The organism is Hominenteromicrobium sp. (genome assembly GCF_046974225.1).
Classification (GTDB): domain Bacteria; phylum Bacillota; class Clostridia; order Oscillospirales; family Acutalibacteraceae; genus Hominenteromicrobium; species Hominenteromicrobium mulieris.
Map to the genome: position 1 here is coordinate 69,633 of NZ_JBKWAE010000001.1, position 23,186 is coordinate 92,818.

Consider the following 23,186-nt stretch of genomic DNA (forward strand, 5'->3'; position numbering starts at 1 on the left):
TACCTTTCTTCATTGAGCGTTTGGCGCGGGCGAAAAGCCGAAAACGGCAAAATTTTCTCCCGTGCATTATCATACACTTTAATTCTATAGAAAAGTGCACCGAATGTCAATCTTTTTCCGAAAACCGCCGTGCAAGAATTCGTACAATTTCAGGGTGTGAGACGAAAGAATACTGGTGCTTTTACAACAAAAGAAAGTGAACTTGCAGAATTGAAACGGGTTTCCTTCAAAATTCATCGCTTTGCGGTGCTGAAACTTTTTTGAAATTTTTCGCAAAAACATATTGAAAACACGAAAAACCTGTGGTAAAATGTAAATGTTTTCAGGAAACGGGCAAAAAGGCCCAAAAGACCGAAGGGAGATCTTTTTGCAGGATTTAAAGGTAAAAACTGCGTTTCCTGTGCTTTTCTTATTTTTCAATCTATTTTCTAAGGAGCGATCGTTATGTCTTATGTAAGCGAACAGCTGGAACACCTTAAAAAGCTTAATTCCAATGAGCCGGAATTCATTCAGGCTGCAACGGAAGTTCTCACCACTTTGGAGCCGGTCATTGAAGCAAACCCGCAGTATGAGGCTGCCGGTATCTTGGAGCGTCTCACCGAGCCGGAGCGCCAGATCATGTTCCGTGTGCCGTGGGTCGACGATAACGGCAAGGTTCATGTGAACCGCGGCTACCGCGTACAGTTCAACTCTGCGATCGGTCCGTATAAGGGCGGTCTGCGTCTGCACCCGTCCGTTAACCTTGGCATCATCAAGTTCCTCGGCTTCGAGCAGATTCTCAAGAACTCCCTGACCGGTCTGCCCATCGGCGGCGGTAAGGGCGGCTCCGATTTCGACCCGAAGGGCAAGAGTGACCGCGAGATTATGGTGTTCTGCCAGAGCTTCATGACTGAGCTTTACAGACACATCGGCGCTGATACGGATGTACCGGCGGGCGATATCGGCGTAGGCGGCAGAGAAATCGGCTACCTCTACGGCCAGTATAAGAGAATCCGTAACTGCTATGAGGGCGTTCTCACCGGCAAGGGTCTCACCTACGGCGGCTCCCTCGCCCGTACGGAAGCGACGGGCTATGGCCTGCTGTACTTCACCGATGCGATGATGAAGAAGAACGGCATGGATATTAAGGGCAAGACGGTTGTTATCTCCGGCGCCGGCAACGTTGCAATTTATGCAACCGAAAAGGCACAGCAGCTTGGCGCTAAGGTTGTTACCATGTCTGATTCCACCGGCTGGATCTACGACGCGGAGGGCATCGACCTCGCAGCTGTCAAGGAGATCAAGGAGGTTAAGCGCGCACGTCTCACCGAGTACAAGAAGTACAGACCGAACAGCGAGTACCACGAGGGTAAGGGCGTTTGGACGGTTCCGTGCGATGTGGCTCTGCCGTGCGCAACGCAGAACGAACTGAACGAAGAAGACGCGAAGACGCTCGTCAAGAACGGCGTACAGGTCGTTGCCGAGGGCGCGAACATGCCGTCCACCATTGAGGCTACGAATGTCTTCCAGCAGGCCGGCATTCTGTTTGCACCGGGCAAGGCTGCAAACGCAGGCGGCGTTGCGACTTCTGCTCTTGAGATGAGCCAGAACAGCGAGCGTCTCTCCTGGAGCTTTGAAGAAGTTGACGCAAAGCTGAAGGGCATCATGGAGAACATCTTTGCGAACGTAGACGCGGCTGCCGAGAAGTACGGCCACCCGAAGAACTACGTCATGGGCGCAAACATCGCGGGCTTCGTGAAGGTCGCAGATGCTATGCTCGCACAGGGCATTGTCTGATCCTGATTTGATTTAGAACTGAATAAAGCTTAAAAGGCGCTGTGTGGTTTAAAACCTGCACGGCGCCTTTTGCTTATTAAGAAAGTCATTCTAAACGATGGAGGATGGAATAACACAAACAAAATTTTTCACAGCGGGATGAAAAAGTAAATACGGAAAATAAAAAAATGGACACCGAAACGATGTCCATAATTTTATTGACCAGCTCTTTTATACTGCTCTTGTAACCTTGCCGGAACGCAAGCAGCGGGTGCAGGCGTATACACGCTTCGGTGTACCGTTAACAAGTGCCTTTACTCGTCTGATATTCGGTTTCCAAGTTCTGTTGGAACGTCTGTGGGAGTGGGAAACCTTGATGCCGAAGGATACGTCCTTTCCGCAAATTTCACATTTAGCCATCTATCTGCACCTCCTTAAAGTGCCTAATTCTTCATTGCAACGTTAGTATTGTAGCAGAAACGAATGCAAAATGCAAGATTTATTTTTAAAAATGGGAACTAAATTTTGAAAAAACTCGCTTTTCGCATCTTTTGCTAAAACGAAAAGTTGTTCACAGAATGTTTTTACGGAAAAGAATTGTTTTTTCGTCCTCTATGCTTTATAATTCTATAAGGTATATCCGAAACCGTTTTCGGGTGCACCCCACAGAAAGAGGTGTTATATTTGCTTTTTAATTCGATCATGACCTTGCTGCGCGGCGGCGCTGTTGATCCGCTCAGTGTTATCATTCAGATTTTAGCCACGCTCGTCATCGTTTTCCTTGCGCTGCCGCTGCACGAGCTTGCGCACGGTTGGGTGGCGTACAAACTCGGTGACCCTACCGCAAAGTATGAGGGCCGCTTGACGCTGAACCCGCTTGCAAGCATTGACCCGATGGGTGCGATGTTCCTTTTGCTTTTCGGCATCGGTTGGGCAAAGCCCGTGCCGATCGACAGCCGGTATTTTAAAAATCCGCGCTCCGGCGTGGCACTCACGTCTCTTGCGGGCCCGGCGGCGAACCTGCTTGCATCTTATGTCGGCTGCGTTATTTATTATGCTATTGCGGCTTTTGCGCCGTACAACGCGTTTGTGCATTACATTTTACTGTTCTTCAGCTATTTTTCGTTTATCAACGCGGTGCTGGCGGTCTTCAACCTTGTGCCGCTGCCGCCGCTTGACGGCTCCAAAATTCTGGCGGCGCTGCTCAGCGACCGCGCACGCTACAAGTTCTACCAGTACCAGAACATGCTCTCCATGATCGGCATGCTGCTCATTGTTTCCGGTGCGCTCACGGGTCCGCTAAATGTGCTTGAAAACGCCGTATACGGCGGTGTGAGCTGGCTTGCGGCGTTGCCGTTCCGTCTGGCCGGCGTATTGTGATCGTGTATGAACATGGAAAAAACGGAAACACTTTCCTATAAGCTCGATGTGTTTGAGGGTCCGCTCGACCTGCTGCTCAACCTCATCGCAAAAAACAAACTCAATATCTACGATATTCCCATCGCAGAGCTTTTAGAGCAGTACATGGCGCAGATTCACGAGATGCAGGCGGCAGATATGGACGTTGCGAGCGAATTTCTTGAGATGGCGGCGCGTCTTGTGCACATCAAAAGTGTTTCGCTGCTGCCGAAAAAGGAAGAGGAAGCGGCATTGAAGCAAGAGCTGACCGGTCAGCTGCTTGAATACCAGCAGTGCAAGGAAGCGGCCATGCGTCTGCGCGAGCGGTTTTCGCTCGACAGCATCGTGCGTGCGCAGGCGGATATTCCCGCAGATCTCACCTATAAGCGCCATCATAAGCCGCAGGAGCTGCTTTCGGCGTATTTGTCGATGCTCGGAAAAAAGAAGCCGCCGGAGCCGCAGAAGCCGGAGGACACCATCTCAAAGCTCATCACGCGCCGTGTGGTCTCCGTGGCTTCGCAAATTGTTTTCGTGCTGCGCAGCCTGTGGAAAAAGCGGCATGTGTCGTTAAAAGAGTTGTTCCGCGGCAAAAACGACCCCTCGGAGCGCGTGGCGGCGTTCCTCGCCGTTTTGGAGCTTGTCAAGGACAAGCGATTGCGCGTGGACGGTGACGGCGAAGACTGCGAGATCAAACTGACGAACGGAGGCGAGTAAGCTGAATAAAAAGAAAATGCTCGGCATGATGGAGGCAATCTTATTCGCGTGCGGCGACCCGATCGACATCGATAAGCTGGCGCAGGCGCTTAATACCGAGGAAGAGAACGTTCTGGAGCTCAGCCGAACGCTTCAGGCGAAATATAACAAGGAAGAAAGCGGCATCTATTTGCTGCAATTAGACCACACATTGCAGTTTGCCGTGAATCCCGCGTTTTTGGCACCGGTGCGCACAGCGTTAGACCTCAGAAGCAGCGCGCCGCTCTCGCAGGCGGCCATGGAGGTGCTGGCGGTCATCGCATATAATCAGCCTGTCACGAAAGCGTTTGTGGAGCAGGTGCGCGGCGTGGATTGCTCGGGCGTCATCGGCAGCCTGGTGCAGAAAGCGCTCATTGAAGAGCGCGGGCGACTCGACCTTCCCGGTAAGCCGCTATTATACGGCACGACGGAAAATTTCCTGCGCTGCATGGGCATCCGCTCGCTTTTGGAGCTGCCGCCTTTGCCGCAGGAGGAAGAAACCGAAAACGCACCTCAAAACGACGGGGCAGACAAAGCATGATCGTTTTATGGATTCTGCTCGGGCTCATCGCGCTGATCTTTCTTCTGCTGTGCATCCCTGTGCGGTTCGATCTGAACTATAACGGAGAGGCGACCGTTTTTATACGGTATCTCTTTTTAAAATACCGCGTGCTTCCCGCACCGGAGAAAAAACCGGAGCCGAAAAAAGAGAAGAAACCGAGCGAAAAAAAGTCTGAAGAACAAGCCAAGGAGAAAAAACCGAACCCGCTTTTGCGGCAGGTGAAAAAATATAAGGAAGCCGAGGGACTTACGGGGCTTTTAACGCTCGCGAAAGATTTGTTAAAGGCCACCGGCACGCGCTTTGGAAAGCTTTTAAAGCACATAAAGCTGAAAGATTTCGACCTATACGTGCTCGTCGGCGGCGGGGAAGATGCCGCCGAAATGGCTGTCCTGTACGGAGAGGTGTGTGCGGGCGTGTATCCGGCTGTGTCGGTCTTGCTCGGCTTAACAAACTGCAAGTCGCCGCATGGACGTGTTTCCGTCGATCTCGATTACAGCGTAAAGGAACCGAAGGTTTTATGTACGGCAAGCGGTGCGGTACGTCCGCTGTTCGTCGTGCACCACGGGGTGCAGTTTATACTGCGCACGATATTGCCGTTTTACAATAAATTTCAAAGTGCCGGAAAGCCTGCCGTAAAATCCGCAGCACCGGCAGCAAATAAAAAGGAGAGAACAACATGAGTGAAAATAAGGTCAACAACCTGCTCGGCGTTTCCATGGATAAAATCAAGGAAATGGTGGACGTGAACACCGTTATCGGCGATCCCATCACCACGCCGGACGGCACCACGGTCATCCCGGTTTCGCGTGTGAGCTACGGCTTTGCAGGCGGCGGCTCCGACCTGCCTTCTAAAGCGCAGCCGGAAAAGGGCCTCTTTGCCGGCGGCAGCGGCGCGGGCATTACCATTCAGCCTATTGCGTTTTTGGTAATCTCGAACGGCAATGTGCGCATTTTGCAGATTGAGCCGTATGTTTCGTCTGTCGATCGCGTTGTGGCGAGTGTGCCGGACGTAGTGGACAAGATCGCCGGACTTTTCAACAAGGATAAGAAAGACAAAGAGGACGAGGATATTTCCCTGCCCCCGCAGTATTGATTGTATAATCCAGCCGCCTGCCGCGTATACATGCCGTGGCAGGTGGTGATTTTTGCGAAAGATACTTTGTGTTTTGCTGGCGGTCGTTTTTGTGTGGGGCAGTCTGCCGGTTTCGGCAGAGACGGCGGAGTCCGTAAGCGTTTCGGCGTATGCCGCCGTACTGTATGAGCCCGTGAGCGGCACGGTCTTATTTGAAAAGAACAGCCGCGAGGTACTGCCCGTTGCGAGCACGACGAAGATCATGACGGCGCTGTTGGCGTTTGAAAGTGAGCATAGGGGTGATCCCGTGACGATCACGCCGGAAATGATAAGCGTGGAGGGTTCCTCTATGGGGCTGCGCGCCGGGGAGGTGCTTGCACTCGGCGACATCGCCCGCGGCATGATGATGGCCTCCGGCAACGATGGTGCGAATGCGATAGCGCTGTATCTGTCCGATTCGACGGAAGCATTTTCCGAGAAGATGAACGCGCGCGCCGCAGAGCTTCATATGATGCAGACGCGTTTCGTCACGCCCTCGGGGCTCGATGCCGAGGGGCACGGCTCCACGGCGTATGACATGGCGCTGCTTGCCGCAGAAGCGATGCAAAATGAAGAGTTTGCCGCGGCGGTGGGGCGGACGACGCTTTCCGTGCCGTTTATTTCGCCCGAAAAAACCGTGCGGTATGAAAATCACAATCGTTTACTAAAGCTGTACCCGGACTGCACGGGCATCAAAACGGGCTTTACGAAAAAGGCCGGGCGCTGCCTTGTGTCTTCCGCAGAGCGGGACGGCGCACGGCTCATTTGTGTGACATTAAATGCCCCGGACGACTGGAACGACCACATGAATTTGTACGATTACGGCTTTGTACAGCTTGCAGAGCGAACATATACGGCGGGTTTTCAGCCGATTTCGCTTCCCGTTGTCGGTGGTGAAAAAGAGTGCATAAGTCTTACGCTCCAAACGCAGGAAAGCGCCGTTTTGCCGAAAAATGTGACGGTCATGGCGGAGTACATTCTGCCGCAATTTGTGTATGCGCCGGTAGAAAAAGGCGACGTAATCGGCTGCGTGCGATACAGCGTGAACGGCAAGGTTCTAAAGGAAACACCGCTTGTTTCAAGCGAAGATTGTGCTTTGCAAAAGGACGAACGCACGTGGCTTCATAAGTGGTTCGCCCGCTTTTTGAGAAGCACAAGATTTATAAATTGAGAGATACAGAGAAAGGTTTTGAACTATGGCTAAAGATACAAGACTGCAAAAGATGCTTGCGGAGTGCGGCATCGCTTCGCGCCGCAAGGCAGAGGAGATGATCGCGGCGGGGCGCGTTGCGGTCAACGGCGTCCGCGCGCAGATCGGCGACAAGGTGGACGTGAAGAAAGACAAGGTTACCGTAGACGGTCAGCGCGTGCAGACCGTGGACGAAAAGGTGTACATAATGGTGCATAAGCCGCGCGGCTATTTGACCTCCATGTCCGACGACCGCGGCAGAAAGTGCGTCAGCGAGCTTGTGGAGGAGCTGCCTGTGAGATTATTCCCCATCGGCCGTCTCGATAAGGACTCCGAGGGCTTGCTGCTCATGACGAACGACGGCGATTTTGCAAATCTCATCGCGCACCCGTCTACACATGTGCCGAAGGTGTACCGTGTTACGGTGCGCCCCGGCGTAACGGAAGAACAGCTGACGCGTCTTGCGGTCGGTGTGGAAATCGACGGCAGAATGACCGCCCCGGCTTCCGTGCGTGTTTTGGAGCAGCAGCCCGGCCGCGTGGTGCTGGAATTCGTGCTGCATGAGGGCCGCAACCGCCAGATCCGCAACATGTGTGAAGCAGTGGGCCTTGAAGTGGCCAGACTGAAGCGCACGGCCATCGGCGCGGTGAAGCTCGGCATGCTGCCGCAGGGGCGCTTCCGTGATCTGACCCCGGACGAAGTGCGCAGATTACGCGCCGCCGCACAGAAAAAAGGAAACGCGCAGAACACACAGCGCGAGGAGGAAAAACAAAATGCTGCAAATCGTACCAATGGCGGAAAAAACAGAAGAAGCCGCCCTGCTGGCAAAAACAGAGGGCGCACCCGATAACGGCCGTGTGCTTGTGATGACGGATGGCGAAGAAACGCTCGGCTATGTCGTCGTCGCGCTTGAAGACGACACGCTTGTGTTCTACGGCTTTTCCGTCTCCGGGCAGACCGATTTCACAAAAGCAAAGCCCGACCCCATGACGACTTTTGTGCTCGATACACTTATGCGCTCTGCCGCGTCGTTCGGCGAGACGAACGGCATGAATCACATTCGCACCGCGTTCCCGGATTTTTTGATTTCTTCAAGCAGCGCGGGTTTACGGTTGCGGAAGATCACCCCGAAGCGCCGATGAGCCTCATCGTGCATTACGAATAAACCCCAAAAATGCCGCAAAGCGAAACCTCTTTATGCGGTATTGTCTCAAAATTGCCGCGGGCTGCTGCCTGCGGTGTTTTGTTTTTCCGAAAATTCCGATTTTCGCCCGCGATAGGTTGCATTTTCCGGCTTAAAATGGTAAAATATCTTGATAGAATTAAAGTCGGGTACTATGTCCTCTGTGAGGAACACAAAATATCCCGAAAAACATAGACAGAATTTTAGAAAAGAGATGATCCTATGCTGAAAAGCATGACCGGGTACGGCCGCTGCGAAGAAACCGTCAACGGCAGACACATTACGGCGGAGCTGAAATCGGTCAACCACAAGTATTTTGAGTTTTCTCCCCGTGTGACGCGCGGCTACGGATTCCTTGAGGATAAGCTGAAAACCTACGTGCAGAGCCGTGTGGCACGCGGCAAGATCGATTTTTATTTGAGCATTGAGACACTGGAGGACACGGATGTCGTCGTCAGTGTGAACCACTCGCTTGCCGCGGGTTATATTGCGGCGTTCCGCGAGCTTTCCGAGCGCTACCATCTGCCGGACACCGTTACCGTCAATTCTCTTTCGCGCTACCCCGATATTTTTTCCGTGCACAAGGCGCCGGAGGATGAGGAAGCCATTTGGGCAGACGTGAAGCAGGTTGCTGAAAAAGCGGTGGACGCGTTTATTCAAATGCGCGAGACGGAGGGACAGCGTCTTTACGAGGACGTCATGTCTCGTGCTGAGACGATTTTAAACATCGTCGGGCAGATTGAAGAGCGCTCCCCGGAGACCGTCACGGAATACCGCGAGCGTCTGGAAGCAAAGCTGCGCGAGGTACTGAATGACACCACGATTGACGAGCAGCGCATTTTGACCGAAGCCGCCATTTTTGCGGATAAGGTCGCCGTGGCGGAAGAAACCGTGCGTCTGCGCAGCCATTTCGATCAGCTTAAGGCGTTCTTGAGCGCCGAAGAGCCCTCCGGTCGAAAAATGGATTTTCTTGTACAGGAAATGAACCGCGAAGCGAATACGATCGGCTCGAAGGCCAGCGATTCCAAGATCGCCTACATGGTGGTGGATATCAAGGCCGAGATTGAAAAGATCCGCGAGCAGATTCAGAACATCGAGTAAGGAGCGTTTATTATGCAGCTTGTGAACATCGGCTTTGGCAACATGATTTCCGCAGAGCGCATGATCGCCATTGTCAGCCCGGAATCCGCGCCGATTAAGCGCATCGTGCAGGATTCAAGGGAACGCGGCGCCTTGATCGATGCCACGTGCGGCAGAAAAACGCGCACCGTCATCATCATGGACAGTGACCATGTGGTGCTTTCCGCTTTGCAGCTGGAGACCGTTGCAAACCGCTTTAACACCGGCGAAAAAGCAGAAGACCCCGTTGAAGCGGAAGCCCCGAATGTATAAATAACGGAAAAGAAAGGAATGTTTCCGATGAAAAGAAGAGGACTGCTTGTTGTCGTTTCATCGCCCTCCGGCGGCGGCAAGGGGACCATTTTAAAAGAATTGTTCCGCCGTAATGAGAATCTTAAAATGTCCGTTTCCGCTACCACGCGCGCCCCGCGCCCGGGGGAGGAACACGGCGTGCACTATTACTTCATCACAAAAGACGAGTTCAAAACGAACATCGAAAACCATGCGATGCTCGAATACGCAGAATATTGCGACAACTTCTACGGCACGCCGAAAGCGCCGGTTGAAAAGTGGCTTGAGGAAGGGCACGATGTCGTGCTTGAGATTGAGGTGCAGGGCGGCAGACAGATTAAAAAAGTCGCGCCGGACTGCGTGAGCCTTTTCATCCTGCCGCCGTCCTTAAAGGTGCTTGAAAAGCGTCTGCGCGGCAGAGGCACCGAAACAGAAGAAGTTATAGAGAAGCGCCTCGCTGCCGCGGCAGACGAGATTCGCTGCGTAAAAGATTACGATTACGCCGTCATCAACGACACGGTCGAACAGGCCGTGCTTGATATAGAAGCCATTTTAGCCGCGGAGAAGCTGCGTGTTTCCCGCGAAAAAGATATAGCAGAAAGGATCCTGAACCATGCTTAAACCGTCCTGTAACATCATTAAAACCCCGCACAAGAGCTATTATTCCGTTGTCATCGCCGTTGCAAAGCGCGCAAGAGAAATTACACAGGAAGCGGAAGACAACAATGAAATCATCGTTGAAAAGCCGGTTGATCTGGCCGTGCAGGACTTCGTCGATGAGAAGTATAAGATCATCGAGCCGGACGAGATTGACGGCTAATTTACCGTAAAGGGAGTTTTTGCTTTGCTGGCGCAGTTGGCCTTGGAGAATACCACATATCGGTTTGATAAGCCGTTTACGTATAGTGTGCCGCAGGCATTGGAAACGGCGGTACGTCCGGGTGTACGCGTTACTGTGCCGTTCGGCGCAGGCAACCGCACGCGCGTTGCCATGGTGCTCTCTACGTCGTATGAAAGCGGCGCAGGGCAAAAGCTGAAAGCCATTGCGTCTGTTTTGGACAAAGAGCCACTCTTGGATGACGAAATGCTGGCGCTCATCCCATGGATGAAAAGCCGCTGCTTCTGCACACTGTACGATGCCGTAAAGGTCATGATTCCCGCCGGCATCGGCTATAAGCTCGTAAACCGCTATCGCATGAATGCCGCGTTCAAAAACTATGACCGCGAAGCGTTCACGGATACCGCGTGGCAGATTATCGTGGCGCTGACGGCGGCAAAAAACGGACTTACCGGCGCAGAACTCACCGAAAGGCTCGGCATAGAAGAAAAAAGCAGCGATCTGCTTTCGCTGCTCGAAAACGGCACGGTCATACGCGAAAACGCGGCGTCCCGCAATGCGGCGGATGCCACTACGCGCATGGTCTGTGCCGTGCCGGATTTTTCCGGCAAGCTGACTCCGAAGCAGCAAAGCGCGTTCGATACGCTGTGCGCCATCGGCACTGTAACCGTGCGCGAGCTGAGCTACTATACCGGCGTGAGTGTGGGTATCATCCGCACGCTTGCCGATAAGGGCGCAGCGGAGATTTTTGAAGTCGAGCGCTTCCGACGCCCAAAGCAGGAAATGGCAGACATCAGACTGCCGCAGACGCTTTCGGCAGAGCAGATGAATGTGGCAAAGGACATTCTGCGCGAATGCGATGCGGCAGAACCGATGGTCGGTCTGCTCTACGGTGTGACGGGCTCCGGTAAAACCGCCGTGTTCCTGCATGTCATTCGCCATGTGCTTACGGTTGGCAAGGGCGTCATCGTCACGGTGCCGGAGATTTCTCTTACCCCGCAGACGCTTGCCGTGTTTACGGCGGCGTTCGGCGATACCGTTGCGGTTTTCCACAGCGGGCTTTCCGTTGGCGAGCGCATGGATGAGTGGAAGCGCGTGCGCACCGGCAGGGCGAAAATTGTCGTCGGCACGCGTTCTGCCGTGTTCGCGCCTGTGCAGAATCTCGGGCTCATCGTCATGGACGAGGAGCAGGAGAGTACGTATAAATCGGAGAGCACGCCGCGCTACCACGCACGGGATATCGCGAAGTTTCGCGTAAATTATAACCGCGCTTACTGCCTTTTGTGCTCCGCTACACCGTCTGTTGAGTCTTACTACATGGCGCAAAGCGGCAAGTACCGCTACCACGCGCTGCACCACCGCTACGGCGATGCTGTTGTGCCCACGGTGCAGCTTGTCGATATGAACAACGAAGATCTCTACCGCGGCAAGCCGATGATCAGTATGGCGCTGGCGCGTGCGGTCTCCGAAAATATCCGCGCGGGCAGGCAGTCCATTTTGCTGCTCAACCGCCGCGGCTACCATACGTATGCCGTGTGCAAGGACTGCAAAACGGTCGCCGCGTGCCCGAACTGCTCCATTTCCATGACATACCACGCGGCGAATAACCGCCTGATGTGCCACTACTGCGGCCATTCCGAACCTGCTTACGTGCGCTGTAAGGCGTGCGGCGGTGAGCTGACCTTTTCCGGCGGCGGCACGCAGAAGGCGGAGGATCAGCTGCGGGAGGCGTTCCCGGAGGCGCGCATTCTGCGCGTGGATACCGATACCACTGCGAACAAATACGCACTTGAAAAGAAGCTCAACGCATTTGCAAACGGCGAGTATGACATCATGATCGGCACGCAGATGGTTGCAAAGGGGCTTGATTTCGAGAACGTCACGCTTGTCGGCGTACTTTCGGCAGATCAGTCCTTATACAGCGATGATTACCGCAGCAACGAGCGCACATTCGACTTGCTTACACAGGTCGTGGGGCGTGCGGGGCGCGGGCGCTACCGCGGCATGGCGCTCATTCAAACGCATGTGCCGGAAAACCCGTACCTGCACCTTGCCGCCGCGCAGGATTACGAAAGCTTTTTTGAAACGGAAATTCGTTTCAGAAGGGCCATGCTGTACCCGCCGTTTGCGGATCTTTTGCAAATCGGCTTTGTGGGCGAAAAGGAAGACACCGTGCGTGCGGCAGCGGAGCATTTCTCCGCGCTGCTTGCAGAGACGTTCCGCCGGGACTATCCCAACTTGCCGCTGCGTTTATTACGCGCCTCTGCGGCATCCGTGTCGCGTATGGGCGGCAAATACCGATATAAGATTATCATGAAATACAAGAATTCCAAGGCATTTCGGGATGCCATCGCGTCTCTTTTAGGCGTTTTTTCAAGCGATAAGCGCTTTTTGAGCGTCACCGCGTATGCAGACCCGAACCCCGACGCGATTTTGTAACAGAAATTTGAATTCACAGGAAAGGAGTGCCGCAAATGGCGCTTAGAAATATTGTGAAAAAGGGCGACGACGTGCTGACCAAAATGTGCCGCCCGGTCGAAAAATTCGACGAGAAGCTTTGTACGCTGCTTGACGATATGTACGAGACGATGGAGGACGCAAACGGCGTCGGCCTTGCTGCACCGCAGGTCGGTTTGCTGCGCCGTATCGTCGTTATCGATGTCGGCGAGGGCCGCATTGAGCTTATCAACCCGGAAATCATCAAAACCTCCGGCGAGCAGGACGGCGCAGAGGGCTGCCTCTCGTTCCCGGGTGAGTTTGGCATGGTCAAGCGCCCTATGAACGTCACCGTCCGCGCACAGGACAGAAACGGTAAAACGTTTGAAATCAGCGGCACAGAGCTGCTGGCCCGCGCGTTCTGCCATGAAATTGACCACCTGAACGGCGTATGCTTTGTCACGCGCGCCAGCCGCATGCTGGAGCCGGACGAGTTGGAAAGCTAAGACAGAATTTAGAGAAAAAGGAGGAATTTCCATGCGCATCGTATTCATGGGCACACCGGATTTTGCCGTACCGAGCCTCAACGCGCTTCTGGAGCGCGGCCATGAGATTTTGGCGGTCTATACCCAGCCGGATAAGCCGAAGGGCAGGGGGCACAAGCTGCTGCCGCCGCCCGTAAAAGAAACGGCAATGGCACACAACATTGAAGTGCGTCAGCCGACGACATTTAAAAATAATGAAGACGAAATAGCGTATTTGAAGGCGCTTGCGCCGGAGCTCATCGTTGTTGCGGCGTATGGAAAGATTCTGCCGCCGCGTGTGCTGAACATCCCGCCGCGCGGGTGCATCAACGTGCACGGCTCTTTGCTGCCGAAGTACCGCGGCGCCGCGCCGATCCAGTGGGCGGTGCTGAACGGCGATAAAATCACCGGTGTGACCATCATGCAGATGGCAGATGGCATAGACACCGGCGACATGCTGGCGAAAGCGGAAACGCCTATTGGTGAAGACGAGACTGCAGGCGAGCTTTTCGACCGCCTGATGGTGCTCGGTGCTGAGCTACTCGTCGATACCATTGATAAGCTCGACACCATCACCCCGCAGCCGCAGAACGATGCGGAAGCAATCCACGCGCCGATGATCCGTAAGGAGATGGGCGCAATCGATTGGACACAGCCCGCCGAGCGCGTTCACGACCTTGTGCGCGGTTTGAACCCGTGGCCGTCCGCGTTTTTCACGATAGAGGGCAAGCGCATGAAGCTGCACAGGACGAAAGTCGTTGTCGGCAAAGGCGAACCGGGAGAAATTGCGGTGATCGGCGGCGAAATGGCTGTTTGCTGCGGCGAAAATGCCGTGCAGCTCATGGAAATTCAGCCGGAAAACGGTAAGCGTATGCGCGGCAGCGATTATCTGCGCGGTCACGCGATAGAAGCAAAGGCGAAGGTTCAATAATATGGCGACTTCTTCCCGAAAAACGGCGCTTACGGCGCTTTCCGAGGTGACGGAAAACGAGGGCTACTCGAACATCGTCATCGATAAAGCCATTCGCGCGGCGGAGCTTTCTCCGCGCGACGCGGCGCTGACCTCCACCATTTTCTATGGCGTTTTGGAAAAGCGTCTGACGCTCGATTTTTATATTCGCAAGTTCCTCGCAAAACCGAAGCAGAAGCTGGACGGCACGGTGCTCAACATCTTGCGTATCGCCGTGTACCAAATGATGTACCTTGACCGTGTGCCGGATTCCGCCGCCGTGAACGAAGCCGTTTTGTGCGCGGCAGAATATCGGCGCGGGCAGTATAAAAACTTCGTGAACGGTGTGCTGCGCAGCTTTGCGCGCGGTTGGCATGAGGTAATAATTCCCGAAGATGACCTCAGCGTTCGCTATAACATTCCGCAGCCGATCATCGAGAGCTTTAAAAAGGATTACGGCGAGACCGTTTGCATAGATTTGTTAAAGGCTATGTCCGAACGGGCGGAAACGTATATCCGCATAAATCCGCTAAAGACCACGGCGGACGATTTGATACAATCGCTGCCGGAAAACACCGCGGAGAAAGCGGTGCTCCAAAACGCCCTTTGCGTGCACGGCACGGGCGATGTTACCGGTTTGCCGGGCTTTGCGGAAGGCAAATTCCATGTGCAGGATCTTTCTTCGCAGCTTTTGTGTGCGTTTGTTTCACCGCAACCCGGAGAGCGGCTTGCGGATGTCTGTGCAGCGCCGGGCGGCAAGAGCTTCACGCTTGCGGAATACATGGAAAACACAGGCGTGCTCGATGCGTTCGATTTATACAAAGGTCGCGTGAACCTCATCAAAAAAGGCGCGGAGAGATTAGGCTTGAGCATCATTCACGCCGCCGTGCGCGATGCCGCGACCGGTGTGTGTGAAAAGCAGTACGACCGCGTGCTGTGCGATGTGCCATGCTCCGGACTCGGGGTTATTCGACGCAAGCCGGAAATCCGCTACAAAAAGCAGGAGAGCTTTAAAGAGTTGCCTGCGTTGCAGCTCAAAATTTTGGAGCATTCCGCACAGCTTGTACGTCCGGGCGGTATACTGTTTTATTCCACGTGCACGTTGCGCAATGCGGAAAACGGCGCGGTGGTGACCGAATTTTTAAAGTGCCATCCGGAGTTTGAACCGTATGATCTGCCCGAAACGGAGGGCATATCCCACACGGTGAACGAACCGAAATTCATGCGTACCATGATGCCCATGGACCACGGCGGAGACGGCTTTTTCGCCGCTGCCATGCGCAGAAAAACAGAAACAGGGAAGGAGACGAAGCGTTGACCGATATAAAATCCATGCTGCTTTCGGAGCTGCAGGAGGACTTTGCCTTGCGCGGCTTGCAAAAATTCCGCGCAGCGCAGGTATACCGCTGGCTGCATCAGCGCGGCGCGACCTCGTTTGACGAGATGACGGACCTTTCCAAAGACCTGCGCGTTGCTTTAAAAGAAAGCTTTGAAATACGAAATACGGAGATCGCCATTCGGCGCGTTTCCAAAATAGACGGCACCAAAAAGTATCTTTTCCGCTTGAACGACGGTGAGATGATTGAATCCGTCCTCATGAAATATAAACACGGCTACTCCATTTGCATTTCCACACAGGTGGGCTGCAAGATGGGCTGCACGTTCTGTGCCACGGGCAAAAGCGGCTTTTCGCGCGATCTTTTGCCGAGCGAGATGATTTCGGAAATCCAAACGGCGCAGAAGGACATCGGCGAGCGCATCTCGAATGTCGTTTTGATGGGTATGGGCGAGCCGCTCGACAATTATAAGAATGTTTTAAGATTTTTGGAGCTTGTTTCGTCAGAAAACGGGCTTAATATAGGTATGCGGCATATTTCGCTTTCAACTTGCGGGCTTGTCGAAAAAATTTACGACCTTGCCGACCGCAAGTTGCAGCTGACGCTTTCCGTTTCGCTGCATGCGCCGAACGACGAGATCAGAAGCCACACCATGCCGGTCAACCGCAAGTGGAACGTGGAGCAGCTCTTAAAAGCCTGCCGCTATTATTCCGACGTAACGGGCCGTCGCATCTCCTTTGAATACGCTATGATCAGCGGTGTGAACGACAGCGATGCCTGCGCAAACGAGCTTGCATCCCGCCTGCGTGGCATCATCGCCCACGTGAACCTTATTCCGGTAAATGACGTCACCGGTACGGGCTACCGCAAAAGCGGGGAGGAGAGACTCAGAAAATTCACGGCGATCCTCGAAAAACGGGGCATCACCGCTACCGTCCGGCGCACGCTCGGATCGGATATAGAAGCGTCCTGCGGACAGCTCCGTCGACGCAATGAACAGGGAGGTACAGTCTAATGTACGCGGTATGCAAAACGGATATCGGACAGGTGCGCAGCTCTAACCAGGACATCTGCCGCTGTGGCACTTTTTCGGACGGCAGCGCGTGGACCGTGGTTTGCGACGGCATGGGCGGCGTAAACGGCGGCAACATTGCAAGCAGTGTTGCCTGCGACGCCATCTGCAAAGCGATCACGGAAAACTACACGCCGGATATGGAAGAAGACGCAGTGCGCGACATAATGCTGCATGCAATCAATGACGCGAACGCGGCGGTGCTGCACCGCGCGCAGGAAGATCCGGCCTTAAACGGTATGGGCACTACGGTTGTCGTCAGCATTGCGGCGGGCGGCGTGCTGCACATTGCCCACGCAGGCGACAGCCGCTGCTACTTAAAGACGGCGCTTGGCGTAAAACAGGTCACGACCGACCATTCCTTTGTGCAGCAGCTTGTGGAAAGCGGCGCCATCACGGAGGACGAGGCGCGCGTGCACCCGCAGCGCAACCTCATCACGCGCGTTGTGGGCGTGCACCCCGAGGTGGAGTGCGATTACGGCTGCTATAAATTCGAGCCCGGCGATCTGGCGCTTTCCTGCACAGACGGCCTGAGCAATTACTTAGAGCGCGACACGCTGCTGCTTTTCATCAGCAACTATCAGGGAGAAGAACTCGCCGATGAGCTGATCCGCTATGCAAACAGCAAGGGCGGCAGCGATAATGTGACCGTCGCGGTGATCGAGAACCGCTGAGAAAGGATGAAAAAGAATGGATAAATATATTGGTAAACGTTTAGACGGCCGCTATGAGATCCACGAGCTTCTCGGCGTAGGCGGTATGGCGTATGTGTACAAGGCGTATGACAACATTGAAAAGCGTTGGGTTGCCATTAAAATTTTAAAGGAAGAGCTTGCGGGTAACAGCGATTTTCTGCGCCGTTTCCGCAATGAATCGAAAGCCATTGCGGTGCTTTCGCACCCGAATATCGTCAAGGTCTATGATGTCAGCTTTGGTGACCGCATTCAGTACATCGTCATGGAGTATATCGATGGCATCACCTTGAAGCAGTATATTGAGCAGCAGGGCGAGATCAAATGGAGAGAGGCGCTGTACTTTACGGTGCAGATCCTCCGCGCTTTGCAGCACGCCCACGAAAAAGGCATCATTCACAGAGACATCAAGCCGCAGAACATCATGCTGCTCGAGGACGGCACCATTAAGGTGACGGATTTCGGCATCGCACGCTTCTCGCAGGCAGAAACGCAGACCATGACCGACAAGGCCATCGGCTCTGTGCACTATATCGCGCCGGAGCAGGCGCGCGGCGGTTATATCAACGATAAGGCCGATATTTATTCCGTGGGCGTCATGCTGTATGAAATGCTCACAGGTCAGCTGCCGTTCGTTGCGGATAACGCGGTCTCCGTCGCCATCATGCAGATGCAGGCAGAGCCCACACCGCCCTCGCGCATCAACCCGTCCATTCCGAAGGGCCTCGAAGAGATTACGATGCACGCCATGGAGAAAAACCCGGCGCAGCGCTTCCCCTCGGCAGCGGATATGCTGGAGGACGTGGAGCGCTTCCGCCGCAACCCGGAAATTGTGTTCCACTACGGCGAGCAGGTAGACCGCGCGTATGCGGGCACCTCTGCGGATATTTACGGCAACGTGCAGCAGAACGCAGCGCCGCAGAAGTATAACGACAACTACGAGTACGAAGAAGAATATGTGCGTTCACAAAACAGTAATCGTGCATCTAAAATTATTTTGGGAATTGTGGCTGCGGTTGTATTCGTGGCTGTTATTGTTGGCGTTATTTATCTTGTAAAAGGAAAAGGAGCAAATTCCGGTTCTGGATTTTTGAGCTTCTTACCGGGATTTTCAACGTCCAGCACGACTTCCGATGAAATCGTCCTGCCGAAATTTGTCGGGATGATTTATGCTTCCGATATAGAGGGAAACAGTGAATATGCGGACCTCACGTTTGAAATTACCTACGGCAACGTGCCCAGCAAGCAGCCGGGCGAGGTGCTGCGCCAGACCCCGGCGGCCGGCATGACCGTGAAAAAGGGCAAGACCGTTTCGCTCACCGTCAACGGCGAGGCCGAGCAGGTCGTTGTGGAGGACGTGAAGGGCTACAAGCAGCAGGATGCGTATGACGCGCTGAAGGCACTGAACCTTTCGCCGAAGATTCAGGCAGTCGCTGATGACGACACCGCAGTCGGTTACGTCGTCAAGACCGACCCGGCGGCAGGCTCTACCGTTTCTACCGGCACCACGGTTACAATCTACGTCAGCTCCGGCCCGTCTACGGAAAGCGCCGTGATTCCGAACATCGTCGGCTACCAGTACAGCGCCGCGAAAGAGGAGCTGGAGGCCGCAGGCTTTGTGGTCACGGCAGAATACGACGACGAGAGCGACAAGGACGAAAATACCGTGCTTTCCGTTTCTCCGAACGAGGGCGAAAAGGCGAAGAAGGGTTCGGTTGTCACCGTAACGGTCAGCTCCGGCAAGGGCGCACAGAAAGATGTCTATTACGATATTCCGCTGCCCGGCGGTGTATCGGATGATCTTACGATGAAGATCTACGTGGACGGTACACTCATTGAGACGCGCACGGTGAATCCCTCAACTTCTCCGTACTCCAACATGACGTTCACGGGCAAAGGCCGCGCGAACCTCGTCATCACGCTGAACGACCAGCAGTATATCACGGCGGAGATTGATTACACCACGCAGAGCATTAACGTGACCTCGCAGCAGTCGTATGCAACGCCGGAGCCGGAACCGACCCCGACGCCGGACAACGGCGGCGACATGAGTGAATCCGACGGCTCGGTCACGGCGCACGAAGATTAATATGGGCGAAATGAAAGAAGGGCTGGTCATCAAGGGCATCGGCGGGTTCTACTACGTGCAGTGCGGCGATGTGCTGCACGCCTGCCGCGCAAGAGGAAAATTCCGCAAGGATAAAATTTCGCCGTATGCCGGCGACCGCGTCCGCATTGAAGTGGACGCGAACGATGAGGGCTACGTGCAGGAGATTTTACCGCGCAAAAACTTTCTTGTGCGCCCGCCGCTTGCAAACCTCGATAAGCTGTTTGTCGTGTCTTCCGTCTGCGACCCACAGCCCAGCACCCTCATCATCGATAAAACCATCGCCGCGGCGGAGCTAAAGGGCATCGAGCCTGTGCTCGTGTTCACAAAGACCGACCTAAGCGATACGACGGAGCTGAAAGATATTTACGGCAGCATCGGCATTCGGTGCTACTTCGTCTCGGCGGCGGACGGCGTGGGCGTGGACGACCTGCGCCCGGAGCTTACGGGCTGCATCTCCGCATTTACGGGTAACTCCGGCGTGGGCAAATCCACGCTTTTGAACCTGCTTGTGCCGGAGCTGGAGCTTGCAACGGGTGAGACCAGCAAAAAGCTCGGCCGCGGCCGCCACACCACGCGTCACGTGGAGCTGTACCCCGTGGAGGGCGGCTATGTGGCCGATACGCCCGGCTTTTCCACCATGGATATCGAGCGTTACGAGTTGTTCCGCAAGGAAGAGCTGCCGGAGGGATTCAGGGAGTTTGCGCCGTACCTCGGCGAATGCAAATTTACCTCCTGCTCGCATACCTGCGAAAAAGGCTGCGCGGTATTGAAGGCTGTGGAAGAGGGGAAAATTTCCCGCTCCCGCATAGACAGTTACATTGTAATGTATAATGAAGTGAAGGACATAAAGGAATGGCAGTTATCAAAGACAAAAAATGTATGATCATCGGCGCGGCTCCGCTGGCGTCCGGCGCCGTTTTTGAAGAATTCGATCCGAAAGAGCACTACGTCATCTGTGCGGATGCGGGCTACGACACCGCTGTGCAGTACGGCGTTCGCCCCGACCTTGTCATCGGCGATTTTGACTCCGCCGCAAAGCGCCCGCCGGAGACGATCCGCACCATTAAGCTCCCCGTTGAAAAGGACGTTACCGATATGATGGGCGCCGTCATGGTGGGGCAGAAGCTCGGCTACAAGACATTTGTGCTTATCGGCGGCCTCGGCGGCGATCGCTTCGATCACTCCATGGCGAACCTCGATGTGCTTTTGTATATCTCCAAGCACGGCGGCAGCGCGGTGCTGTGTACGGAAGACACCAAGGTGTTCGTTGTGCGCTGCGGGCGTATTGTGCTGACGGAGCTGAAAGGCGCCACGGTCTCCGTGTTCCCGTTTGACGGCTCTTCCTGCAACCTGACATATGAGGGTCTTCAGTATCCGCTGGAGAAAAAAGACCTCACTGCGGGTTCGTCTTTAATGGGCGTGAGCAACTGCATCATCTCCGACCGTGCGGAAATTCGCGTGAACATCGGTTGTGCGCTCGTCATTGTCTACACGCCGAAGGATATGCCGGCAGAACCGCCGCAAAGCGAGATTCAAAGCCGCCTGCCCGAAACGGAAGACAAAAAAGATACCGAAAAATAATCCGTAACCAAATGATGCACCTCCGTATATACTGGAATGACCCCGTAAGGGAGCTTCGGTAAACGGAGGTGCTTTTCTATGCGAATGCCGAAATGCTGCAATAACCCATGCTTTCGGGACCGAAAACTGCGCGCACTGTGCGCCGTTTCATTTGGGCTCGGCATGGTGCTTGCGCAGATCTCCCCGGAGGGGCTCGTGCTGTTCATCGCCGCCGTGATTCTTGTCGCACTCGGCGTAGCGGTGCTGCGCACATTATGATCTCGGAAAGGAACGGTATTTTATGAAGGTCGTCATCGTCAACGGCAAAGGGTTCATCGGCTTCATGCTGCGGCATATGTTCGGCATCAGAAAGCTGCCGCAAGACATAACACAAAACTGCACATACCAAAAAGGCTCACTGCGGGGAACAGTGAGCCTTTTGCGTATTACGTTATGATTGAATTTAGGAAAGCTTAGATCACGTTATATTCCTTGAGCAGCTTTTCAATGTCCGTATGCTCAATTTTCTTCAGCGCTTCTTTCAGAACAAGGCGCTCGATGAGGCCGAGGTCCATATCGGTCACTTTCTTGCCGTCGCGGAGTTTAACGGTGGCATCAAGTAGTGCGCGTAAATCGTATACGCTGCCCCAGACCTCCGGCACGCCACGGTCTACGTTCAGCAGCGTGTATACAGCCTCCATGCCGGTACGCATGGAGTATTCCGTCGTGAAAATGGTGTCGCGCTTCGTTTCGGCGAACTGACCGAGGAACGCGAAGTTCACAGCGCCCGCAGGCACAACGTCCGGGCGGTCACCGTATGCGCGAGGCATGAAGAATGCGGTGATATACGGCATCATGCACGGCACGGTGTTGGCGCTCGTCTCCGCAAGATCTTCAATCTGATCCTCCGGTACACCGATGTGATACAGCCATTCCATGCAGATCTCCTTGCCGGTGCACTCGCGCATCGGCTTTTTGACGTAATCGCCGGGCTTGTCGGAGAACAGGCCATAGACCCACACAAGGCAGTGACCCTTCGGCTGTGCTTTGAACTGCGGCTGGCGGTTGATGGTCCAGCTTAAAAGCCAGGAGGAGTCCTTTACGGAAACAATGCCGCCGGTGACGACCTTGCCGGTGAACGGGTCGCGCTTGCAGATGTTCTTGATATACGGAATGATGCGGTCGTCGAGCGTCTCAACGGTGGCGCTCATCCAGTTCGTCTGCTCAGGATCGCTGCAGAACTTATCCGGGTGACCGAAAGAGGGGTCCTGCGCGGCAATTTTGCGCCACATATCCCAGCCGCCGCTCTCGCGGATTTCGGTATTGAACTTAGCCGGCGTGTTCTGGTCACCGATAGAGGAATTCTCCACGCAGCCGCCGTTCGTGATGAACACAAGGTCGTTTTCGGTGAGGTCGATGTGCTCTTCCTTGCCGTCGCGCAGCGTGTCGATGCGCGTTGCAAGCTTGCGCTGTTCGTTACAGTCAAACTCGACGTTTGTGACCTTCACGCCGAAGTGAAACTGCACGCCGTAGCTTTCAAGGTACTTCACCATCGGCAGAATCATGGATTCATACTGGTTGTACTTTGTAAAGCGCAGTGCCTTGAAATCCGGCAGACCGCCGATGTGGTGGATAAAGCGCTGGATGTACAGCTTCATCTCGAGTGCGGAGTGCCAGTTTTCAAAGGCGAACATCGTGCGCCAGTAGAGCCAGAAGTTGGAGTTCAGCACCTCGTCGTCGAATACGTCCGTAATGCGCTTGTTCTGTAAATCTTCGTTCGGCGTGAAGAACAGCTTCATGATCTCCATAGCGCCCTTATCGGAAATATCAAACTTACCGTCCGTGTAGGCGTCCTCGCCGCGGTTCACGGTCGCGCGGCACAGGGAGTAGTTCGGGTCTTCTTTGTTAAGCCAGTAATATTCGTCCAAAACGGAAACGCCCTCGGTCTCAATGGACGGAATGGAACGGAACAGGTCCCACATGACTTCAAAGTGGTTGTCCATTTCACGGCCGCCGCGCATCACATAGCCGACGTTTTCAAATTTCCAGCCGTCGCATGCGCCGCCCGCGAGCTGCTCTTTTTCGAGGATGTGCACATGCTCGCCTTTCATCTGGCCGTCGCGCACCAGGTAGCACGCTGCTGTAAGGGCTGCCAGACCGCTGCCGACGATATACGCCGATTTTTGGTCTACGCCCTCCGGCTTCTTCGGTCTTGCAAATGCTTCATAGTTGCCGCTTGCATAATACATATAAAAAACCTCCTAAAGTGTTTCTTTTGTTTTTGTGCCTACATCTTATCATGTCTTTTTGTATAGAACAATATACAGA

At 54.3% G+C, this 23,186-nt stretch carries 26 protein-coding genes; 24 read left to right on the top strand and 2 right to left on the bottom strand.

Features of this window, described 5'->3' with window-relative positions; all coding sequences use genetic code 11:
• The first annotated feature begins 444 nt into the window (after positions 1–444).
• Positions 445–1,776: an NADP-specific glutamate dehydrogenase gene (gene gdhA, locus ACLTX1_RS00300; protein WP_176821350.1), complete on the top strand. Its 1,332-nt coding sequence runs from the start codon at positions 445–447 to the stop codon at positions 1,774–1,776.
• Positions 1,777–1,986: 210 nt separating this feature from the next.
• Here the strand turns inward: gdhA and rpmB are convergent, their stop codons facing one another.
• Positions 1,987–2,175: a 50S ribosomal protein L28 gene (rpmB, locus tag ACLTX1_RS00305; protein WP_176821351.1), complete on the bottom strand. Its 189-nt coding sequence runs from the start codon at positions 2,173–2,175 to the stop codon at positions 1,987–1,989.
• Positions 2,176–2,430: 255 nt separating this feature from the next.
• Between rpmB and ACLTX1_RS00310 the strand changes: the two genes are divergently transcribed.
• The 23 genes from ACLTX1_RS00310 (at position 2,431) to ACLTX1_RS00420 (ending at position 21,315) form a co-directional block, all read left to right on the top strand.
• Positions 2,431–3,135 carry a site-2 protease family protein gene (locus tag ACLTX1_RS00310; RefSeq protein WP_308448734.1) on the top strand — a complete coding sequence of 235 codons (705 nt, stop codon included), beginning with the start codon at positions 2,431–2,433 and terminating at the stop codon, positions 3,133–3,135.
• A 6-nt stretch (positions 3,136–3,141) separates the two neighbouring features.
• A complete protein-coding gene (locus ACLTX1_RS00315; RefSeq protein ID WP_308448733.1) occupies positions 3,142–3,867 on the top strand; it encodes a segregation and condensation protein A in 726 nt (241 codons plus the stop codon).
• Positions 3,868–3,892: 25 nt separating this feature from the next.
• Complete coding sequence (scpB, locus tag ACLTX1_RS00320) at positions 3,893–4,426, top strand: SMC-Scp complex subunit ScpB (protein ID WP_412330316.1); 534 nt, start codon at positions 3,893–3,895, stop codon at positions 4,424–4,426.
• Positions 4,423–5,127 (top strand): hypothetical protein, encoded by a 705-nt coding sequence (locus tag ACLTX1_RS00325; protein WP_412330317.1) that lies wholly within the window; start codon positions 4,423–4,425, stop codon positions 5,125–5,127. The genes scpB and ACLTX1_RS00325 overlap by 4 nt, the downstream gene beginning before the upstream one ends.
• Positions 5,124–5,540: a GerW family sporulation protein gene (gene ytfJ, locus ACLTX1_RS00330; RefSeq protein ID WP_412330318.1), complete on the top strand. Its 417-nt coding sequence runs from the start codon at positions 5,124–5,126 to the stop codon at positions 5,538–5,540. Before ACLTX1_RS00325 ends, ytfJ begins: the two co-directional genes overlap by 4 nt.
• A 52-nt stretch (positions 5,541–5,592) precedes the next feature.
• Positions 5,593–6,729 carry a D-alanyl-D-alanine carboxypeptidase family protein gene (locus ACLTX1_RS00335; RefSeq protein WP_412330319.1) on the top strand — a complete coding sequence of 379 codons (1,137 nt, stop codon included), beginning with the start codon at positions 5,593–5,595 and terminating at the stop codon, positions 6,727–6,729.
• 25 nt (positions 6,730–6,754) lie between these two features.
• The gene (locus ACLTX1_RS00340; RefSeq protein ID WP_176821355.1) at positions 6,755–7,597 is read left to right on the top strand and encodes a pseudouridine synthase; all 843 of its coding nucleotides are present in this window, start codon (positions 6,755–6,757) and stop codon (positions 7,595–7,597) included.
• Positions 7,521–7,889 carry a hypothetical protein gene (locus ACLTX1_RS00345; protein ID WP_412330320.1) on the top strand — a complete coding sequence of 123 codons (369 nt, stop codon included), beginning with the start codon at positions 7,521–7,523 and terminating at the stop codon, positions 7,887–7,889. The genes ACLTX1_RS00340 and ACLTX1_RS00345 overlap by 77 nt, the downstream gene beginning before the upstream one ends.
• 263 nt (positions 7,890–8,152) lie before the next feature.
• On the top strand, positions 8,153–9,031 hold the full coding sequence (locus tag ACLTX1_RS00350) for a YicC/YloC family endoribonuclease (protein WP_308448726.1): 879 nt from the start codon (positions 8,153–8,155) through the stop codon (positions 9,029–9,031).
• 12 nt (positions 9,032–9,043) lie between these two features.
• Positions 9,044–9,322 carry an extracellular matrix/biofilm regulator RemA gene (gene remA / locus ACLTX1_RS00355; RefSeq protein WP_176821358.1) on the top strand — a complete coding sequence of 93 codons (279 nt, stop codon included), beginning with the start codon at positions 9,044–9,046 and terminating at the stop codon, positions 9,320–9,322.
• A 27-nt stretch (positions 9,323–9,349) separates the two neighbouring features.
• Positions 9,350–9,961 carry a guanylate kinase gene (gene gmk / locus ACLTX1_RS00360; protein WP_343284707.1) on the top strand — a complete coding sequence of 204 codons (612 nt, stop codon included), beginning with the start codon at positions 9,350–9,352 and terminating at the stop codon, positions 9,959–9,961.
• Positions 9,954–10,160: a DNA-directed RNA polymerase subunit omega gene (locus ACLTX1_RS00365; protein WP_176821360.1), complete on the top strand. Its 207-nt coding sequence runs from the start codon at positions 9,954–9,956 to the stop codon at positions 10,158–10,160. Before gmk ends, ACLTX1_RS00365 begins: the two co-directional genes overlap by 8 nt.
• 24 nt (positions 10,161–10,184) lie before the next feature.
• Positions 10,185–12,617, top strand: a complete 2,433-nt coding sequence (gene priA / locus ACLTX1_RS00370; RefSeq protein ID WP_308448724.1) for a primosomal protein N' — start codon at positions 10,185–10,187, stop codon at positions 12,615–12,617.
• Positions 12,618–12,652: 35 nt separating this feature from the next.
• Complete coding sequence (gene def, locus ACLTX1_RS00375) at positions 12,653–13,120, top strand: peptide deformylase (protein WP_176821362.1); 468 nt, start codon at positions 12,653–12,655, stop codon at positions 13,118–13,120.
• A 31-nt stretch (positions 13,121–13,151) separates the two neighbouring features.
• The gene (fmt, locus tag ACLTX1_RS00380; RefSeq protein WP_308448723.1) at positions 13,152–14,069 is read left to right on the top strand and encodes a methionyl-tRNA formyltransferase; all 918 of its coding nucleotides are present in this window, start codon (positions 13,152–13,154) and stop codon (positions 14,067–14,069) included.
• 1 nt (position 14,070) lies between these two features.
• A complete protein-coding gene (gene rsmB, locus ACLTX1_RS00385) occupies positions 14,071–15,405 on the top strand; it encodes a 16S rRNA (cytosine(967)-C(5))-methyltransferase RsmB (RefSeq protein WP_308448722.1) in 1,335 nt (444 codons plus the stop codon).
• Positions 15,406–15,419: 14 nt separating this feature from the next.
• Entirely contained in the window at positions 15,420–16,439 is a 1,020-nt protein-coding gene (gene rlmN, locus ACLTX1_RS00390; RefSeq protein WP_412330373.1) for a 23S rRNA (adenine(2503)-C(2))-methyltransferase RlmN, read from the top strand.
• Positions 16,439–17,170 (top strand): Stp1/IreP family PP2C-type Ser/Thr phosphatase, encoded by a 732-nt coding sequence (locus ACLTX1_RS00395; protein ID WP_176821365.1) that lies wholly within the window; start codon positions 16,439–16,441, stop codon positions 17,168–17,170. The genes rlmN and ACLTX1_RS00395 overlap by 1 nt, the downstream gene beginning before the upstream one ends.
• 16 nt (positions 17,171–17,186) lie before the next feature.
• Positions 17,187–19,277, top strand: coding sequence for a Stk1 family PASTA domain-containing Ser/Thr kinase (gene pknB / locus ACLTX1_RS00400; protein ID WP_412330321.1), 2,091 nt, complete (start codon positions 17,187–17,189; stop codon positions 19,275–19,277).
• A gap of 1 nt (position 19,278) precedes the next feature.
• Entirely contained in the window at positions 19,279–20,181 is a 903-nt protein-coding gene (gene rsgA / locus ACLTX1_RS00405) for a ribosome small subunit-dependent GTPase A (protein ID WP_412330322.1), read from the top strand.
• Positions 20,151–20,879: a thiamine diphosphokinase gene (locus ACLTX1_RS00410; protein WP_308448719.1), complete on the top strand. Its 729-nt coding sequence runs from the start codon at positions 20,151–20,153 to the stop codon at positions 20,877–20,879. Before rsgA ends, ACLTX1_RS00410 begins: the two co-directional genes overlap by 31 nt.
• A 78-nt stretch (positions 20,880–20,957) precedes the next feature.
• A complete protein-coding gene (locus ACLTX1_RS00415; RefSeq protein WP_316523286.1) occupies positions 20,958–21,137 on the top strand; it encodes a hypothetical protein in 180 nt (59 codons plus the stop codon).
• A gap of 22 nt (positions 21,138–21,159) precedes the next feature.
• Positions 21,160–21,315, top strand: a complete 156-nt coding sequence (locus ACLTX1_RS00420; protein ID WP_412330323.1) for a hypothetical protein — start codon at positions 21,160–21,162, stop codon at positions 21,313–21,315.
• A 16-nt stretch (positions 21,316–21,331) separates the two neighbouring features.
• Here ACLTX1_RS00420 and ACLTX1_RS00425 read toward each other — a convergent pair whose 3' ends face one another.
• A complete protein-coding gene (locus ACLTX1_RS00425) occupies positions 21,332–23,107 on the bottom strand; it encodes an oleate hydratase (RefSeq protein WP_308448717.1) in 1,776 nt (591 codons plus the stop codon).
• Positions 23,108–23,186: the final 79 nt, after the last annotated feature.

Excerpts from the sequence above, each read along its gene's own strand:
- gdhA (WP_176821350.1), top strand. The coding sequence starts at position 445 with ATGTCTTATGTAAGCGAACAGCTGGAACACCTTAAAAAGCTTAATTCC.
- rpmB (WP_176821351.1), bottom strand. The coding sequence starts at position 2,175 with ATGGCTAAATGTGAAATTTGCGGAAAGGACGTATCCTTCGGCATCAAG.
- ACLTX1_RS00315 (WP_308448733.1), top strand. The coding sequence starts at position 3,142 with ATGAACATGGAAAAAACGGAAACACTTTCCTATAAGCTCGATGTGTTT.
- scpB (WP_412330316.1), top strand. The coding sequence starts at position 3,893 with ATGATGGAGGCAATCTTATTCGCGTGCGGCGACCCGATCGACATCGAT.
- ACLTX1_RS00325 (WP_412330317.1), top strand. The coding sequence starts at position 4,423 with ATGATCGTTTTATGGATTCTGCTCGGGCTCATCGCGCTGATCTTTCTT.
- ytfJ (WP_412330318.1), top strand. The coding sequence starts at position 5,124 with ATGAGTGAAAATAAGGTCAACAACCTGCTCGGCGTTTCCATGGATAAA.
- ACLTX1_RS00340 (WP_176821355.1), top strand. The coding sequence starts at position 6,755 with ATGGCTAAAGATACAAGACTGCAAAAGATGCTTGCGGAGTGCGGCATC.
- ACLTX1_RS00345 (WP_412330320.1), top strand. The coding sequence starts at position 7,521 with ATGCTGCAAATCGTACCAATGGCGGAAAAAACAGAAGAAGCCGCCCTG.
- ACLTX1_RS00350 (WP_308448726.1), top strand. The coding sequence starts at position 8,153 with ATGCTGAAAAGCATGACCGGGTACGGCCGCTGCGAAGAAACCGTCAAC.
- remA (WP_176821358.1), top strand. The coding sequence starts at position 9,044 with ATGCAGCTTGTGAACATCGGCTTTGGCAACATGATTTCCGCAGAGCGC.
- gmk (WP_343284707.1), top strand. The coding sequence starts at position 9,350 with ATGAAAAGAAGAGGACTGCTTGTTGTCGTTTCATCGCCCTCCGGCGGC.
- ACLTX1_RS00365 (WP_176821360.1), top strand. The coding sequence starts at position 9,954 with ATGCTTAAACCGTCCTGTAACATCATTAAAACCCCGCACAAGAGCTAT.
- def (WP_176821362.1), top strand. The coding sequence starts at position 12,653 with ATGGCGCTTAGAAATATTGTGAAAAAGGGCGACGACGTGCTGACCAAA.
- fmt (WP_308448723.1), top strand. The coding sequence starts at position 13,152 with ATGCGCATCGTATTCATGGGCACACCGGATTTTGCCGTACCGAGCCTC.
- rsmB (WP_308448722.1), top strand. The coding sequence starts at position 14,071 with ATGGCGACTTCTTCCCGAAAAACGGCGCTTACGGCGCTTTCCGAGGTG.
- rlmN (WP_412330373.1), top strand. The coding sequence starts at position 15,420 with ATGCTGCTTTCGGAGCTGCAGGAGGACTTTGCCTTGCGCGGCTTGCAA.
- ACLTX1_RS00395 (WP_176821365.1), top strand. The coding sequence starts at position 16,439 with ATGTACGCGGTATGCAAAACGGATATCGGACAGGTGCGCAGCTCTAAC.
- pknB (WP_412330321.1), top strand. The coding sequence starts at position 17,187 with ATGGATAAATATATTGGTAAACGTTTAGACGGCCGCTATGAGATCCAC.
- rsgA (WP_412330322.1), top strand. The coding sequence starts at position 19,279 with ATGGGCGAAATGAAAGAAGGGCTGGTCATCAAGGGCATCGGCGGGTTC.
- ACLTX1_RS00410 (WP_308448719.1), top strand. The coding sequence starts at position 20,151 with ATGGCAGTTATCAAAGACAAAAAATGTATGATCATCGGCGCGGCTCCG.
- ACLTX1_RS00415 (WP_316523286.1), top strand. The coding sequence starts at position 20,958 with ATGCGAATGCCGAAATGCTGCAATAACCCATGCTTTCGGGACCGAAAA.
- ACLTX1_RS00420 (WP_412330323.1), top strand. The coding sequence starts at position 21,160 with ATGAAGGTCGTCATCGTCAACGGCAAAGGGTTCATCGGCTTCATGCTG.
- ACLTX1_RS00425 (WP_308448717.1), bottom strand. The coding sequence starts at position 23,107 with ATGTATTATGCAAGCGGCAACTATGAAGCATTTGCAAGACCGAAGAAG.